The sequence below is a fragment of the Salinimicrobium marinum genome, from assembly GCF_014651535.1.
In the GTDB taxonomy this organism is placed as follows: Bacteria; Bacteroidota; Bacteroidia; order Flavobacteriales; family Flavobacteriaceae; genus Salinimicrobium; species Salinimicrobium marinum.
This window is the reverse complement of the sequence record NZ_BMXB01000015.1, coordinates 1-15133: the sequence shown is the minus strand read 5'-3', so window position 1 is coordinate 15133 and position 15133 is coordinate 1. Positions and strand designations below refer to the sequence as shown.

General features: G+C 40.9%; 15 protein-coding genes, 2 tRNA genes and 1 pseudogene. 3 read left to right on the top strand and 15 right to left on the bottom strand.

Going from position 1 to position 15133, the window contains the following annotated elements; genetic code table 11:
- Window positions 1-276 precede the first annotated feature (276 nt).
- On the bottom strand, window positions 277-1548 hold the full coding sequence (gene kynU, locus IE056_RS14780; RefSeq protein WP_189605499.1) for a kynureninase: 1272 nt from the start codon (window positions 1546-1548) through the stop codon (window positions 277-279).
- 389 nt (window positions 1549-1937) lie between these two features.
- Entirely contained in the window at window positions 1938-2579 is a 642-nt protein-coding gene (locus IE056_RS14775) for an O-methyltransferase (protein ID WP_189605498.1), read from the bottom strand.
- Between the two features lie 114 nt (window positions 2580-2693).
- On the opposite strand from IE056_RS14775, the pseudogene IE056_RS18545 reads away from it, so the two are divergent.
- Window positions 2694-2849: pseudogene (locus tag IE056_RS18545) on the top strand (four helix bundle protein); the annotation flags it as partial.
- A 191-nt stretch (window positions 2850-3040) separates the two neighbouring features.
- On the opposite strand, the gene IE056_RS14765 reads toward IE056_RS18545, so the two are convergent.
- The 5 genes from IE056_RS14765 to IE056_RS14745 all read right to left on the bottom strand — a co-directional run bounded on the left by IE056_RS14765 (window position 3041) and on the right by IE056_RS14745 (window position 8435).
- Window positions 3041-3325, bottom strand: a complete 285-nt coding sequence (locus IE056_RS14765) for a Sec-independent protein translocase subunit TatA/TatB (RefSeq protein ID WP_189605497.1) — start codon at window positions 3323-3325, stop codon at window positions 3041-3043.
- Between the two features lie 88 nt (window positions 3326-3413).
- Window positions 3414-5729 (bottom strand): M1 family metallopeptidase, encoded by a 2316-nt coding sequence (locus tag IE056_RS14760; protein WP_189605496.1) that lies wholly within the window; start codon window positions 5727-5729, stop codon window positions 3414-3416.
- 58 nt (window positions 5730-5787) lie between these two features.
- Complete coding sequence (locus tag IE056_RS14755; protein WP_189605495.1) at window positions 5788-6291, bottom strand: DUF6702 family protein; 504 nt, start codon at window positions 6289-6291, stop codon at window positions 5788-5790.
- A gap of 413 nt (window positions 6292-6704) precedes the next feature.
- Window positions 6705-7490, bottom strand: coding sequence for a BamP family beta-assembly machinery protein (locus tag IE056_RS14750; protein ID WP_189605494.1), 786 nt, complete (start codon window positions 7488-7490; stop codon window positions 6705-6707).
- 141 nt (window positions 7491-7631) lie between these two features.
- On the bottom strand, window positions 7632-8435 hold the full coding sequence (locus tag IE056_RS14745) for a BamP family beta-assembly machinery protein (protein ID WP_189605493.1): 804 nt from the start codon (window positions 8433-8435) through the stop codon (window positions 7632-7634).
- Between the two features lie 352 nt (window positions 8436-8787).
- Here IE056_RS14745 and pepE point away from each other — a divergent pair, with 352 nt between their 5' ends.
- Both pepE and IE056_RS14735 read left to right on the top strand, forming a co-directional pair.
- Window positions 8788-9495, top strand: a complete 708-nt coding sequence (gene pepE, locus IE056_RS14740; protein WP_189605492.1) for a dipeptidase PepE — start codon at window positions 8788-8790, stop codon at window positions 9493-9495.
- Complete coding sequence (locus tag IE056_RS14735) at window positions 9495-10409, top strand: glutaminase (protein WP_189605491.1); 915 nt, start codon at window positions 9495-9497, stop codon at window positions 10407-10409. Before pepE ends, IE056_RS14735 begins: the two co-directional genes overlap by 1 nt.
- 75 nt (window positions 10410-10484) lie before the next feature.
- Here IE056_RS14735 and IE056_RS14730 read toward each other — a convergent pair whose 3' ends face one another.
- The 8 genes from IE056_RS14730 to proS form a co-directional block, all read right to left on the bottom strand.
- Window positions 10485-11333 (bottom strand): MBL fold metallo-hydrolase, encoded by an 849-nt coding sequence (locus tag IE056_RS14730; protein WP_189605490.1) that lies wholly within the window; start codon window positions 11331-11333, stop codon window positions 10485-10487.
- A 134-nt stretch (window positions 11334-11467) separates the two neighbouring features.
- Complete coding sequence (locus IE056_RS14725) at window positions 11468-11950, bottom strand: N-acetyltransferase (RefSeq protein WP_189605489.1); 483 nt, start codon at window positions 11948-11950, stop codon at window positions 11468-11470.
- Window positions 11950-12285: a hypothetical protein gene (locus tag IE056_RS14720; RefSeq protein ID WP_189605488.1), complete on the bottom strand. Its 336-nt coding sequence runs from the start codon at window positions 12283-12285 to the stop codon at window positions 11950-11952. The genes IE056_RS14725 and IE056_RS14720 overlap by 1 nt, the downstream gene beginning before the upstream one ends.
- 177 nt (window positions 12286-12462) lie before the next feature.
- Window positions 12463-12672 (bottom strand): hypothetical protein, encoded by a 210-nt coding sequence (locus IE056_RS14715; protein WP_189605487.1) that lies wholly within the window; start codon window positions 12670-12672, stop codon window positions 12463-12465.
- A 187-nt stretch (window positions 12673-12859) separates the two neighbouring features.
- Entirely contained in the window at window positions 12860-13108 is a 249-nt protein-coding gene (rpsT, locus tag IE056_RS14710) for a 30S ribosomal protein S20 (RefSeq protein ID WP_189605486.1), read from the bottom strand.
- A 30-nt stretch (window positions 13109-13138) separates the two neighbouring features.
- Window positions 13139-13210 (bottom strand) — tRNA-Glu (locus IE056_RS14705).
- Between the two features lie 43 nt (window positions 13211-13253).
- Window positions 13254-13325: transfer RNA gene (locus IE056_RS14700), tRNA-Glu, on the bottom strand.
- 77 nt (window positions 13326-13402) lie between these two features.
- A complete protein-coding gene (gene proS, locus IE056_RS14695; protein WP_189605485.1) occupies window positions 13403-14881 on the bottom strand; it encodes a proline--tRNA ligase in 1479 nt (492 codons plus the stop codon).
- Window positions 14882-15133: the final 252 nt, after the last annotated feature.

Genomic DNA, 15133 nt, shown 5'->3' with positions numbered 1-15133 from the left:
TGCTTATGACATTACTTTATACGAATATTTTCATCTTAAGAGCGTCCCGCTCATTCAGGCGAAGATTTCCTTTATTCAGAACCTCGGAGCATCAAAACACTCAGTTTGGTTGCAAGTTGTTTGCCGCAGTCCCTGAAAAGCTCCTTTGAAAGAAATTCATGATAATTAATATTATTTAAGAGCCTCCCGCGCAACTATGCAACAGAAATTCCCTATTTTTTAAAGCAGCTCATTCACCACTTCCTTTTAGCATCACAAGGACCCAGGGTTACACACTCACACAAAATACGACTTCAACACCTGCCCAAACCGGTACATATCTTCGTAAGAACAATAAAACGGGGCGGGGGCTAGACGAATTACATTGGGTTCCCGCCAATCGGTGATGACTCCGTTATCCATCAGGTAATTAAACAACTCTTTTCCCTGTCCATGTAGAAAAACGGACAACTGAGTCCCTCTTTCAGCCTGATCTTCTGGAGTAATAATCTCAAAATCTGCCTGAACCTCCTGTGCAGTCTCCTGAAGGATAAATTCCAGATAGGAAACTATTTTGTTCCGTTTTTTAATCAGGGCTGGCATTCCTACCTCCTCAAATAATTCCAGAGAAGCCAGGTAAGGGGCCATCGCCAGTATCGGAGCATTACTGATCTGCCATGCATTGGCATCTGGTTCCGGCTGAAATTCAGGTTCCATTACAAAGCGCCGCTCTTTGTTATGTCCCCACCAGCCTTCAAACCTCGGAATATCTTTTCGTCCGTGGTACTTCTCATGGATAAAACATCCGGAAGCATTCCCCGGGCCGGAATTCATGTACTTATAGCTGCACCAGGCAGCGAAATCCACCTCCCAATCGTGTAGCCTTAATTCCACATTTCCGGCGGCATGTGCCAGATCCCAGCCCACAAATGCACCCACGTCTTTTCCGGCTTTTGTGATCGTTTTCATATCCAGCACCTGACCACTGTAATAATTTACTCCGCCAATCAGCACCAGGGCACACTCCTCTCCCACCTCTTTTATTTTCTGAACTACATCTTCTGTCCTCAAATGCTGTTCTCCTTCTCTCTTTTTCAATTCTACAATAGCATCTTTCGGATCCAATCCATGAACCCTCACCTGACTCGAAATCATGTATTGGTCGCTCGGGAATGCTTTTTCCTCACAAATGATCTTATACCTTTTTCCAGAAGGCCGGTAAAAGGAAACCATCATCAAATGAAGATTAACGGTAAGGGTATTCATAACGGTAACTTCTGAAGGTTTTGCCCCCACTACTTTGGATAATTTTTCAGCAAAGCGTTCGTGATAGTCCCACCAAGGCTTTTCTGCCTGAAAATGTCCTTCTACTGCCAATTCTGCCCAGTCGGTCATGATCTCATCCACATATTCCTTTGCATTTTTCGGCTGTAAACCCAGCGAATTGCCAGTGAAATAGATCGCCTTTTCTCCTTTTATCTTCGGAAAATGGAACTTATCAGCATACTCCTTCAGCGGATCTTCCGCATCAAGTTGTTGGGCAAATTCGAGGGTGTTTTTGTTGGACATGAGAATTGTGGATATGAGATTTAGATGAGTAAAAATACAAAATAGTGATGAAGTGAAGGAGTCATGTTGTAATGCAGTACAAATGTTTTAAAAAGTTCAATCGGGACGCTCACACATTCGCCCCAGGAATCATGAATAGTACGAGCACCTCGCTCGTACTGCCTGATTCATAATTCAATGCTACTCATCCTATTCCGTAGTTGATGGAAAATGATATCTCGACTCCGCGCGATCTGATTTCGCCACATATCCTTTTCTTTGTACCTTTCTTACTGACTTGAAATTCCTTGAATGGTAATGGCATCCCGCTCATACCATTAGAAATGTAAAAAATGTAAAAGCTGTTCAATGATTAAATACCAAAAGTACCAACAGCAAAGAGCTAAAAGCTATTTCCTCCTGCTAATCGTCAACCCATCCCGAATCGGTAGCATTACGGTTTCGAGTCTGATGTCTTCTTCAAGAAGTCTGTTATATTCCAGGAGTGCTGCTGTAGATTCATCTCCTTCCTTTAAGGGTTCTATCACCTTTCCACTCCACAATACGTTATCGGAAATGATGATCCCACCCGGCTTTAGCCTTTCCATGATCAATTCAAAATATCTCGGATAGTTAGGTTTATCGGCATCAATGAATACCAAATCATAATCCGTTTCTAAAGTCGGAATAACCTCCGTGGCATCACCCAGGTGCTGAATGATCTGATTAGAAAACGGAGAAGCTTCAAAATATTTCTTCTGAAGGTCGAACAGTTCCTCGTTTACGTCTATGGTATGAAGCACTCCGCCAGGTTTCATTCCTTCTGCAAGACAAAGTGCAGAGTATCCTGTATAGGTTCCAATCTCCAGGATAGAAGCAGGCTGCACCAGCTTTGAGATCATACTCAGGATTCGTCCCTGGTAATGCCCACTCAGCATACGAGGCTGCAATACCTTCTGATTCGTTTCCCTGTTTAGCTGTTGAAGCAACTCCGGCTCCTTCGCGGAATGCTTTACTACGTAGTCGTCTATTTCTTGAGGAAGGAAGTGCATGAATGAATTTTTTGGTAAAGTTAGGCTAATTGTTTTAAGTGATGATATAACGAATTTAGTTGTTACTATTTCCAGCTTAAAAAAAATTACCCGTCAGAAGAAAAATTATACGGTTTAACCAGCCCGATCAGAAGATCTGCTGTTTCCGTTCCTTCAAACACAGCTGAAGGAGCAGCACGACAAAGTAAAAGGATTTCACCAGGTTTCTCTACATTTCACTCGGTTCTTTGGCAGAACTGGAAACCCAGATTTAAATTTCTAAAGGATTGAACTATATTTCTGAATTAAGAGAAACAGAAGAAAATGTGGTTTACATTCGAAGAATGCTACTCAAGCTGCTTAAAAGCATGGAATAATAATAAAAATACGGACTGAACAGGACTAAAGGAATCAGCATAATTAAAGATACAGAAGAACAGCATCCCGTGATCACTTCCTTACAGCGTCACTGCGTCACTACCCTAAAACCTCCTCTTCACACTTCCCGTGATCTCTTCAATATCTTCTTTGACCTTATCGATCTCTTTGGTTACGTCTGTTTTTACGCCGGAAACATCTGTTTTATGCTTATCGGCACTCTTCATGACCTCACTTTTGATCTCGTTGGTAGCATTCTTAATACTACGCATTCCCTGACCCAGCCCTTTTGCTATTTCAGGAACTTTATCGGCACCAAATACCATTACCAGTATAAAAACTATAAAGGCAATTTCGCCACCGCTAATAAAAAGAGGAAGTGTTCCCATAGGCTGCAAATATAATCACAAATTGGTTCATTAAAAAAGCCGACCTGTTAAAGTCGGCTTTATTTTTTCAGCTCTCAAGATCAGGTTCTTACCCCTGATTTTCGTTCTTGAACTGTTCAAACTCGTTTTGTTCTTCCGTTTGAGGCCAGCTGTTATTGCTTGTATCAATATCTGCTGTCTCAAGATCCGGGTCTACCACGATCTTTGTGATCTCCTTATCTGTCGCCAGCGCCCGACTTACCTGCTGGTCGTTTTTACGCCATATCTGCACCGGATATTTTACTTTTTCTGTAGTTCCGTCTGCATAGGTATATTCCACAATAATCGGCATTACCAGACCTCCCGGTTTGTTAAAGGTAACTTCATAGAAATACTTTGGCATCTTCATTTCCTGTCTTTCTTCCGGAGTAAAATTATCCATCAGGTACTCATTAAGAGTCGGAGCATTTTCTGCCGGAGTTCTTCCTTTCATTTCTTCCTTCATCTCTTCGCTTCCTTCTTCTACTACATAAAGTGCATCAATGGAAGACGGATCTGAAACACCGTAGCGGTTTAATAATTCGATCCCTGCTTTTGTCGGCTCATCGGTGATGTAATATTTTTTCACGTCACTCACTCCTATATCTACATAATCTGTTGTATAGAACCAGCCTCTCCAGAACCAGTCAAGGTCCACAGCCGAAGCATCTTCCATGGTCCTGAAGAAATCTTCGGGGGTTGGGTGCTTGAACATCCAGCGTTGTGCATAGGTTTTAAAAGCATGATCAAAAAGTTCTTTCCCCATCACTGTTTCTCTAAGAATATTTAGAGCAGTGGCAGGTTTTCCGTAGGCATTATTTCCTAACTGGTACACATTTTCGGGATTGGACATGATAGGAGCTATGAAATCCTGATCACCTTTCATATAATCCACGATCTTTGCAGGTTCACCTCTTCTGGAGGGATACTTGCTGTTTGGTGCGATATCTTCAGGATATCTTTCCCCATACTCCTGTTCTGCGACATACTGCAGAAAAGTATCAAGTCCTTCATCCATCCAGCCCCACTGGCGCTCATCAGAATTAACGATCATCGGGAAAAAATTATGCCCAATTTCATGAATGATAACGCTCATCATTCCATATTTCACACGGTCACTGTATTCCCCATTCTCATCAGGACGTCCGTAATTCCAGCAGATCATTGGGTATTCCATCCCCTGATTCTTGGCGTGGACAGAAATTGCTTTATGGTATGGATACTCGAACGTATGATCTGAATACGACTGCAGCGTATGTGCCACTACTTTGGTAGAGTAATCTTCCCATAGTGGGTTTCCTTCTTTAGGATACATGGAAACAGCCATCACGTCTTTATTTCCCACTTTGACAGCCATCATATCCCAAATGAACTTTCTTGAAGTGGCAAAGGCGAAATCCCTTACCATCTCTGCTTTAAGTTTCCATGTCTTTTTTTCTTCTGAAAATCCTTTTTCCGCAGCTTCGGCTTCTTGCTGGGTAACAATCATTACAGGCTCATCATATGATTGTTTCGCCTGGTCAAACCTTCTCATCATTTCTTTTGAGAATATTTCTTTTCTATTCTGAAGTTCCCCTGTTCCATCCAGAATATGATCTGCAGGAACTGTAATATTCACTTCATAGTTTCCGAAGGGAAGAGCGAATTCACCATTTCCCCAGAACTGGTAGTTCTGCCATCCTTCCACATCATTGTAAACCGCCATTCGTGGGAAAAACTGTGCAATTACATACGCATTGTTCCCGTCTTCCGGAAAATGCTCATATCCCGAACGACCACGATCTACTGTGTGTTCATTTATATTGTACCACCATTTGATATCAAATGAAAAACTCTCACCAGATTTTAAAGGCTCTGCAAGGTCAATACGCATCATCGTCTGATTGATATAGTGTTGCAATGGCCTACCTTTAGCACTTACTTCGGTGATGTTAAAACCACCATCAAAGGATTCCTTCATATATTCTGCAACAAATCCTCCGGGTTGAGAAACAGGTGCAATACCATTGCCATCCTTTAGCTGTGCAGGAGAATCTTTTGCCCGTACGTTTTGATCCAACTGAACCCAAAGGTATTCAAGATCATCGGGAGAATTGTTATGATAAGTAATAGTTTCCTTCCCTGTTAATTTCTGATTGCGGTCATCCAGCTCAATGTCCATTTTATAATCGGCCATGTTCTGGTAATATTCAGGACCGGGCGCACCGGAACCGGTACGGTATTGATTGGGGGTAGAAAATTCCTGATAAAGCTGTCGGAATTTATTCTGATTAATGTGTCCGGCCTCCCTGGTTTCTTCCTGAGTCTGGGATTCGGTTTCCTGGGCAAAAAGCCCTACCGTAAACAGAAAGAAAACAGCCGAAAATGCTGTCTTGAATGTTCTCATATAGTTGTTTTGATTTTTTTGATTGCTAAAAATACTTATTTCTTCAGGTTTAGCAATTTTAGTTCCTGAAATTTATTCTTCCGCTTTCATTACTACGAGAAAGCAGCAAACTTTTGGTGACACCTTTAAAAGAAACATGCACCACGTTTTTTTGATCGGGAAAAAGATCTGTCAGCACCTCATTTCTTACGATAACATTTGTTAAATCAGGCAGGTCTTCCACTTCCAGAAAAAGCACTAGTTGATCATTATCATATTTTTTACCAAGATAGTTAAACTTCCGCTGCTCGCCGTTTACCTGAATTTCAAGTTTCTCTGAAAGATATTTTTTAAGAAAACCATCAGCCGCTTCATGTTCCTCTTCTTTGGTAAGATAAAGGCCTTTACTGTATCTCGTCTTCAGCAAATTCTCCATATCATCTGTAAACACTCGGGAAATGATCTGCAGGGATTTATTTTTTTCGCTGTACTCCATATCTGTAACGCTCAGGTAGAATTTATGAGCTTCTGTAAAGGAGATTAAAGGCAGCAAAAAAATTAATAGTAAAATTGTTTTTTTCATGTCTAGCTTCTGAAGATGCTAAAGTAGTAAATCAAATAACATTCCAGTTTTTTGGATGTTAGGCTTGAGATCTCAAAAACTGTATTTTATATGGTTGTATAATATTTACTGACCTTTAGGATTCAGAAGAATTGTAGCATATTTTTGGAATTAGGTGCTCAAAATTTGAAATTTCAGGAGAACTGTCATCCCGAAATAAGCTTTACCTGAACGTAGTGAAGACAAAGCGATCGAGAGATCTCATGTTTTACTAAAAATCATTAGCTTTTCCGTTTATCCCATAGTTCCAAAGGGAGCGGAAAAGTTGATGCTATTCTTCTTCTAAGAGGTTCCTCCTACAGTCTGGATGACTTGGATGACATTTCAGAAGCGATTTAAATTTTATACTGAGCAATGAACACTAACCACTTTTTTTACTCCTGCTCTCTGAATCGTTCACTTTGCACGATCAATAGCTGAAGAAGATCCATTTCCTTATCCTTTTTCAGCAGCTCGGGCTGAAGTCCGTTTTCTTCTGCAAAGGATATAAAATCATTGATTTGCTCCTCTCGTATTCCAAGCGTAACATTAAAAAAATCAACGGAATATCGGGCTCTGAGCTCCCTGTCGATCCTCACTAAAGCTGTATTGTTTTCTGATTTTTTCTTTGGAAAAAGGCTTTTCCCAATCAATCCCACCACATTTTTTATATTTAGTCCATTGGTCAATTGCTGGTTGTTGTGCATAGCAGCATTACCGGGAGAGTTCAAATCATCTGGCACGACATCTGTATTTTTTAAATTTTTATATGAAAAAGCGGAAGGATCTATAGGTGCAGTTTCAATATTTTTAAGGTCATCTTCTATATTCCCGCTTAGATCATGAGGCCTGATAACTATTTCCGGCAACTCGTTGACTACTTCGCTGATCTCTACTGATAAAATACGGGAATCTATCACCTCCTGTCCAACCCTTATCTTAAGTTCCCGGAACTGAATGGCAGAGAAAACCAGCGAATCCCCGGACTTCATCTTCAGGAGGAAATCTCCTTTTTCAGAAGAAACCGCACCTCGATTGGAAGTCTGGTTATAAATGGTAATACCCTCGGCATCAAAGCCTGAAGGGGCAGTAATGTTTCCCTTCACCTCTACCCTGCTCTGATCCTGAGCCAGGCAACCGAACGTGAAAAACATCAGACAAAAACTTATGTAAATTTTCATGTAGCATCTTTGTCTAAAGAAACAAAAAAATGACAAGTTTGAATTCTAATTTTTTTTCAGCAAAAAATTAAAATTCTCTCTACAAAGGATTTACATATAAGGGGAAAATATATAGTAAAGATTATATTGAGGAACTACTACTTATTGATTTTTATAGCGTTCACTTTGCTCCAGTAGAAACCTAATAAGCTCTATCTCATTCTCCTCTTTCAGCATTTCGGAAGTGAGGCCGTTATCTTCAGCAAAAAAAATGAATTCATGAATATTCTCTTTTTTGATATCGAGGTTTTTTATAAAAAATCCATCGTTGTAAAGGTTTTGTATCTCATCATCAATATTGGAAAGTCTGCGTTCCGGAGCACTGCCGGTATTGCTAACGGCACTCCTGCTACGGGAAGTAAAAATATGCCTGAAAATGTTTCCAAAATTCCGGGCATTTCCACTAAAGATCATCGTGTTCCTCATAGCTGCATTTTGAGGAGAGGTCTGATCATCCGGCCTGAAATCCCAGTCGGTATCTTCAATTTCGGCAGCCGAGCTATCGGGCAGGTTAGTGGTTTCTGTAGGAATTCTCATTACATCCACCTCAACATTACCGGAAAGATCAAGCGGACTCACCACTACTTCCGGCAACTCTGTAATCGATTCAGAAATTGTCACTATTAATTGCCCCGTGTCAATAACCCCCTGATCTATAATCACAGAAAATTCCTGATACTGTAAGGCGGTAAAGCGAACAGTATCCTCTACTGCCACTTCAAGACGAAAATCCCCGCCTTCTCTTGAAAAAGTACCCTGGCCGGTCGTGATGTTCACAATAGCCACACCTTCGGGATCGTCTCCCATAGGAACAGAAATTGTCCCATTAACTGGAATCCTGTCTTTTTCCTGGGCAGAAACCAGGCCGAATATCATTAAAAATATAAATAGTAAAAGTCGTTTCATGGTGGTGATTTTCTTAAAGTAACAAAATCTTATCTTATTAAAAATCTAAACCCCGACTAAACTTTCGTTAAATATACGCTTGTAAACTGTAGTATAGGATTGTGGTAAAATGTAAGTGTTAAACGGGAAACCTTAGCCTGTGTAATGTTATCACGATTGAAATACAGCGAAGTGAAGAATCTCTTGTTGAGTAAAATCTGTGTATCTAGTTTCCGTCAGAGATCTCTCCTACTGTCGAGGTTAAATTAGAAGCGATAAAATTTGGTGCTTCTTTTTTGGAATTTCTCAACCTGAAAAAGTAACTCCCTCATCTGAAATCCCGAATTTTCCTAACTTTACAAAAAACAGCAGCATGAAAAACCTCCTATTGGCAAGCACCTCTACCCTGCACGGGCAAAAATATCTGGAATACCTTCTACCTGAAATAGAAAAGCATTTTAATGGTTGCTCTGAAATATTGTTTATTCCGTACGCCCGACCCGGGGGAATATCTCATGCAGATTACACAAGTCTCGCCGCATCTGCTTTCGAACAGGCAGGTCTTGCGGTACGGGGAATCCATGAGTTTAGTGATCCTGCCAGAGCCGTTAAAAATGCAGACGGAATTTTCACCGGCGGCGGAAATACATTTCTTTTGGTAAGGGAACTTTATGCAAATCAATTACTCCCGGTTTTAAAAGAAACCCTTCGCAACGGAACTCCTTATTTAGGCACCAGTGCCGGTACAAATATCGCAGGTCTCACGATGAAAACCACCAATGATATGCCCATTGTGTACCCACCGAATTTCACCACCCTGGGACTCATCCCTTTCAATATCAATGCGCATTATTTAGATCCCGATCCAAATTCCACCCATAAAGGAGAGACCCGGGAAACCCGAATAAAGGAATTCCATCAGTTCAACACTCAGCCGGTGGTAGGCTTGAGAGAGGGCAGCTGGCTGGAAGTCAAAGGCAGTGAAATAACGTTAAAAGGAGGTAAAAGTGCCCGGATTTTCAAAGCAGAAAAGTTACCTTACGAGGTAGAAAATGAAAGCTCGCTGAACGATTTAAATTAATGGAGTACCAAAAGATCCTCAACCAGATTGAAAAAGAATTTTCAGAAACCAAACTTTCGGGTAAAGTAGCCTCTTATATTCCGGAACTTGCTAAAGTACCCCCCGATAAATTCGGAATGCATCTTTATGACAGGGAGGCACAGCATTACTGTTTTGGAGACAGCAATGAACGATTTTCCATACAAAGTATTTCTAAAGTCTTTACTCTGGCCCTTGCAATGAAAGTGGTAGGCGATGACCTGTGGAACAGGATCGACGTGGAGCCTTCAGGTGATCCGTTTAATTCGCTTTCACAACTCGAAAATGAAGGTGGAATTCCAAGAAATCCTTTTATAAACGCTGGGGCTTTGGTAGTTGCTGATGTGTTGGTAACACATTTTTCGAATCCAAAAGCAGCTTTACTTACTTTCCTTCACGAGATTACCGGTGACCAGACCATTTGTTATGATGATACCGTTGCCGCTTCTGAAGAATCTAAAGGTTATCGCAATTATGCTTTGGCCAATTACCTGAAATCCTTCGGTAATATTGAAAATGATGTCGAGGAAGTGCTTGATTTTTATTTTCACCAGTGCTCCCTTGCCATGTCATGTAAAGAACTGGCACAGGCTTTTATCATTTTTGTAAATGAAGGTACCACCCTGGAATCCGACCGTGAGATCCTTACTGCCCAGCAGGTAAAACGGATCAATGCCCTCATGCAGACCTGCGGATTTTACGATGAAGCCGGAGAATTCAGTTTTGAGGTCGGTTTACCTGGAAAAAGTGGTGTGGGAGGAGGAATCGTGGCCGTGCATCCAAACCGGTATTCGGTCGCAGTGTGGAGTCCGCCGTTAAATCCGAAAGGAAATTCAGCTTTGGGAATGGCTGCCCTGGAAAGACTAACCGCCCTGACAGGATTTTCCATTTTCTAAGGCCGAAAATATAAAAAACCTTCTCTTCAGAAGTTCCGGAGAGAAGGTTGAGTGGAATGTGGTAATTTTCCGAATTTAATCTTTTACATATTTACCATAATCGGGAATGGCCCGTTCTTCAAAGTTTTCCATCAATTTTAGAAGCCCTTCCCGCAGCTCTTCTCCTTCCATGGCAGTACCATGACCTGTGACAGCGAGCTGAGGCTGCAATGCCCCCAGTTTTCGAACAGAATCCCAGGCATCATTCCAGTCGGTTGTTAAATATCTTGGGGGTCCATGCACTTCTTTTTTCTGAACCAGCACTTTATACATGGAATCCTGCTTTACGGTTACAAAAGCATCTCCCACAATCATCGCCCGGTCTCTTTCCCTGAAAAAGGACACATGGCCGGGAGAATGCCCGGGAGTGTGAATCCATTTCCATTGCGGCAGCTCCGGTAAAGAATTATCTGCCGGCAATTCCTGAAGCACCTTTTTAATAGTAATAGGCTCGTGGGGATAAATCGAAGAGATTTTTGCGAGCATTCCTCCTTCAACAGAAGGATCGGGTTCAGGATAGGCCTTTTCACCCGTCAAATAAGGAAATTCCAGGGGATGTGCATACACAGGAACATTCCACTGCTCTACAAGGTCAATAATGGCTCCCACATGATCAAAATGTCCATGGGTAAGAAGAATGGCTGAAGGTTTATTTCCTTTTCCATACCTCTTTTCGGCAATTTCCAGGATCTTTTTTCCAGATCCTGGCATTCCGGCATCCACCAGCACCCAGTTGTCCGCCATGGGTTTTCCCAGAAATATCACGTTTACTATTTGATTGGTGTAATAAAAAATATCTTCGCGAACTTCCCTTTCCTTTCCACCGGATACCGAAGTCATCGGAATTATCTTATCATCCTCATTCTTTTTCATTTCATTAGACATAGCTCCATATTTAAAGGTTACAGACTTTAAATTAAGAAATGCTAACTACCTGGCATCCCAATAGTTTGTGAAGTTTTTCAAAAATTATTCCTGAAGATATTTTATAGTTGTTATGCTAATGATCTCAATTCAGTTTACACTGCCATTTCCATTTCATACTGGTTCACCGTATTTACCAGTCCATTTTTTAAAAGCACATCTATAAGATCTGTACGGCCTTCATAAATATTATTCAGCCTCACTTCAGGTGAAATTTTTGCCAGTCCGTTAAAAACCACCCCTGCAGGTCCGTTGATCAATTCCAGCTGCGCAACATAACCTATATCGGGATTTATTACAAAATACCCGGCTGCCCGGCCTTCATGGTTCCTAACAAGAAAAGTCTGATAAATTTCTTCGGATCGTTTTATCGTTGCGCCGGAATTGTCCCAGGAATAGAACTCATCATAAAGACTGGATTTCTCAATTACTTCTTCAAAAGGAACTTTTTCCAGCCTGAATTTTTCATTTCCGGGGACTATTTTCCCCTGAAAAGATTTGAGTTTTCGGCTTATTTTAAAACCAATACGTTCATAAACCCTGATTGCCCTCAAATTTTCCTGAATCACTTCCAGCATCATTTCTCAGTGCCTGATTCCCTGAAGTATGGAAAAGCGAATTCATAAAGCTGGTCCACAGCTTTCCGGGATCTGTATGCCGGCAACACCCCAGTTCCTGTGTTAAAGGCTGTGAGCTTTCCCTGATGCAGGTCTATACCATTAATAATAAAAGCTACCAGCTTTTTCTCATCAAAGATTCCAAAGGAAGACTTCCAGTCCACTCCCGCTCCTTTAAACCGGCTTTCCCAGTATGCAACCTCAGCAGGCATTTTGACAAAATAATCTGAAAAAGCCTCCAGCAGACTCGTTACAACTGTCTCAATCGGAATACCTTCTAAATTTCTGATTTGCATAAATCTATAATAGCGATGAATACCACTAAAATACGGCACCTAAAATAAGTGAAAATGCTTTCATTTAATAAACTCTGTAAAATTAACGAATGAAAATATCGGAAAGAATTGAAGCTAGAACTACGTTTCATTAGTTCGTGCTTTTCAATAAAATGTAGGAGTATCTTTTATCTGGATTCAGGATTGCTCCTGCTCTCTGCGCTGCTTCTTTCTTTTTATCATGACGGCTGTTCCAATAAGAAGGAAGACTATAAAAACCGGATAAAGTATGGTGGAAGTGACTTGAACAAATTCTTTGGAAAGAACGGCGGTTATAAAGATTTCAAGGCTTGAGGTAGTAACCATTCCAATTGTTCCAATCATAAAAAAAGCATTAATTTTTTCCATTTTCCCCAGGTTTAAATCAGTTTTCCATGAATTTACAGATTACAACCGAAAATAATGATCTTTTTATAATGATATTAACATCTGTTGCTGAACTTAGGGTATAAGTAGTTCGATTATGTCCAAAACAAAAAATGTCTCCTGTGAATCACAGAAGACATTCCTTTATAAATTGAACACTAACTTTAAATTAAAGCGCAGCTACATGCTTAGCTAACTTAGATTTAAGGTTAGAAGCTTTATTATCGTGAATAATGTTGCGTTTAGCTAATTTATCAATCATCCCAGCAACTGTAGGGAACAAAGTCTCAGCCTCCTGCTTATCTGCTTCACGTAACCTTTTAATCGCGTTCCTTGTAGTCTTGTGCTGGTAGCGATTTCTAAGACGTTTGGTCTCATTGCTACGGATTCTTTTTAACGCTGACTTATGATTTGCCATTACACTTATGTTTAATTAATTCTCTTATAGTAGTCCGTAGGGGAATCGAACCCCTGTTACCAGGATGAAAACCTGGCGTCCTAACCCCTAGACGAACGGACCAAAATCATTATTTCAATTTGATTTACCGACTGTAAATCTTTAGTAGTCCGTAGGGGAATCGAACCCCTGTTACCAGGATGAAAACCTGGCGTCCTAACCCCTAGACGAACGGACCAATTATTTCTTAATTGCGGATGCAAAAATACAACTATTTTTCAATGCCGCAAATGTTGAGATAATTTTTTTGAAAAATTAATACGCCTTTGCAAAAAGAACCCTTCCTGCAGATGGTTTTCCCGTATAAACACAGGCACCTTCACCTCTTTCATTATCAAACGGAATACATCTTATCGTGGCTTTTGTAAGCTCCTTGATCTTATTTTCAGTCGCAGAGGTACCATCCCAATGTGCCGAAATAAAACCGCCTTTCTCTTTCAGGACTTTTTTAAACTCTTCAAAAGTATCAACTTCTGTTATATGATCATTTCTGAAGTCCAGGGCTCTCTTATGCAGATTTTCCTGAATTTCAGTCATTAATCCTTTTACTTTTTCAACCACTTCAGATTGGGCTACAAATTCTTTACTTAAGGTATCCCGTCTTGCCAGTTCCACAGATCCTTTTTCCAGATCCTTGGGTCCAATTGCAATTCTTACCGGTACTCCCTGTAATTCATACTGTGCAAACTTCCAGCCCGGCTTATGAGTATCACGGTTATCATACTTCACAGATATACCCTGTGCCCTTAGATCTTTAGCAAGCTCTTCTGCCACTTCAGATATTTGGTTTAACTGCTCCTCCCCTTTGTAAATTGGCACTATCACCACCTGGATTGGAGCAAGGTTTGGAGGTAATACAAGTCCGTTATCATCACTATGAGTCATGATAAGCGCTCCCATCAACCTGGTAGACACTCCCCAGGAGGTAGCCCATACATGCTCTAGATTTCCTTCTTTTGAAGCGAATTTAACATCAAAAGCTTTTGCGAAATTCTGTCCCAGGAAATGAGAGGTACCCGCCTGCAAGGCTTTTCCATCCTGCATCATAGCTTCTATACAATACGTTTCTTCGGCTCCTGCAAAACGTTCACTTTCGGTTTTCCTTCCCTTAATAACAGGCATGGCCATAAAACTCTCTGCAAATTCCGCATAGATGTTGTTCATCAATTCGGTTTCTGCCAGTGCTTCAGCCTTGGTTTCATGAGCCGTATGTCCTTCCTGCCATAGAAATTCAGCAGTACGAAGAAACAGGCGTGTTCTCATCTCCCAGCGCACCACGTTTGCCCATTGATTGATGAGGATTGGCAAATCACGATAGGACTGCACCCAGCCTTTGTAGGTATTCCAGATTATAGCTTCGGAAGTTGGTCTTACAATAAGCTCCTCTTCCAGTTTCGCTTCGGGATCTACTATTAATTTACTACTGTCTTCAGGATCTGTTTTAAGCCGGTAGTGGGTCACTACAGCACATTCTTTAGCAAAACCTTCCGCATTTTTTTCTTCTGCTTCAAAGAGGCTTTTCGGAACAAAAAGAGGGAAATAAGCATTTTGATGTCCGGTTTCCTTGAACATCTTATCCAGCTGGGCCTGCATTTTTTCCCAGATCGCATAACCGTAAGGTTTGATCACCATACAACCCCGAACTGCAGAGTTTTCGGCCAGGTCTGCTTTAACCACTAATTCGTTGTACCACTTGGAGTAATCCTCTTTTCGGGACGTTAAGTTCTTTGCCATTTATCAGTCTTTTGGCACAAATCTTGCACCATATTTATAGAAATAAAGTTAGCGCAAAACTAACTATTTTTATACATTGTTCAACATTAAAATCGAAGCCATGCGACAATTTGACTTATTCAATTCAAAAATAAGGGTGCTGTTTTTGCGAGGGCACTGAAAAAGTCTCTCATTTAATTGAATTAAATGAAGACAAAGGAGCAGAAACCGTAGTGTTTCTGCTCCTTTTTTCGTATATTAAATGCTGACAAA

Bases quoted from the DNA above. Each gene is read 5' to 3' on its own strand.
- pepE (WP_189605492.1), top strand. From the start codon at position 8,788: ATGAAAAACCTCCTATTGGCAAGCACCTCTACCCTGCACGGGCAAAAA.
- kynU (WP_189605499.1), bottom strand. From the start codon at position 1,548: ATGTCCAACAAAAACACCCTCGAATTTGCCCAACAACTTGATGCGGAA.
- IE056_RS14720 (WP_189605488.1), bottom strand. From the start codon at position 12,285: ATGCAAATCAGAAATTTAGAAGGTATTCCGATTGAGACAGTTGTAACG.
- IE056_RS14765 (WP_189605497.1), bottom strand. From the start codon at position 3,325: ATGGGAACACTTCCTCTTTTTATTAGCGGTGGCGAAATTGCCTTTATA.
- IE056_RS14755 (WP_189605495.1), bottom strand. From the start codon at position 6,291: ATGAAAAAAACAATTTTACTATTAATTTTTTTGCTGCCTTTAATCTCC.
- IE056_RS14715 (WP_189605487.1), bottom strand. From the start codon at position 12,672: ATGGAAAAAATTAATGCTTTTTTTATGATTGGAACAATTGGAATGGTT.
- IE056_RS14760 (WP_189605496.1), bottom strand. From the start codon at position 5,729: ATGAGAACATTCAAGACAGCATTTTCGGCTGTTTTCTTTCTGTTTACG.
- IE056_RS14725 (WP_189605489.1), bottom strand. From the start codon at position 11,950: ATGCTGGAAGTGATTCAGGAAAATTTGAGGGCAATCAGGGTTTATGAA.
- IE056_RS14775 (WP_189605498.1), bottom strand. From the start codon at position 2,579: ATGCACTTCCTTCCTCAAGAAATAGACGACTACGTAGTAAAGCATTCC.
- rpsT (WP_189605486.1), bottom strand. From the start codon at position 13,108: ATGGCAAATCATAAGTCAGCGTTAAAAAGAATCCGTAGCAATGAGACC.
- IE056_RS14745 (WP_189605493.1), bottom strand. From the start codon at position 8,435: ATGAAACGACTTTTACTATTTATATTTTTAATGATATTCGGCCTGGTT.
- IE056_RS14735 (WP_189605491.1), top strand. From the start codon at position 9,495: ATGGAGTACCAAAAGATCCTCAACCAGATTGAAAAAGAATTTTCAGAA.
- IE056_RS14750 (WP_189605494.1), bottom strand. From the start codon at position 7,490: ATGAAAATTTACATAAGTTTTTGTCTGATGTTTTTCACGTTCGGTTGC.
- IE056_RS14730 (WP_189605490.1), bottom strand. From the start codon at position 11,333: ATGTCTAATGAAATGAAAAAGAATGAGGATGATAAGATAATTCCGATG.
- proS (WP_189605485.1), bottom strand. From the start codon at position 14,881: ATGGCAAAGAACTTAACGTCCCGAAAAGAGGATTACTCCAAGTGGTAC.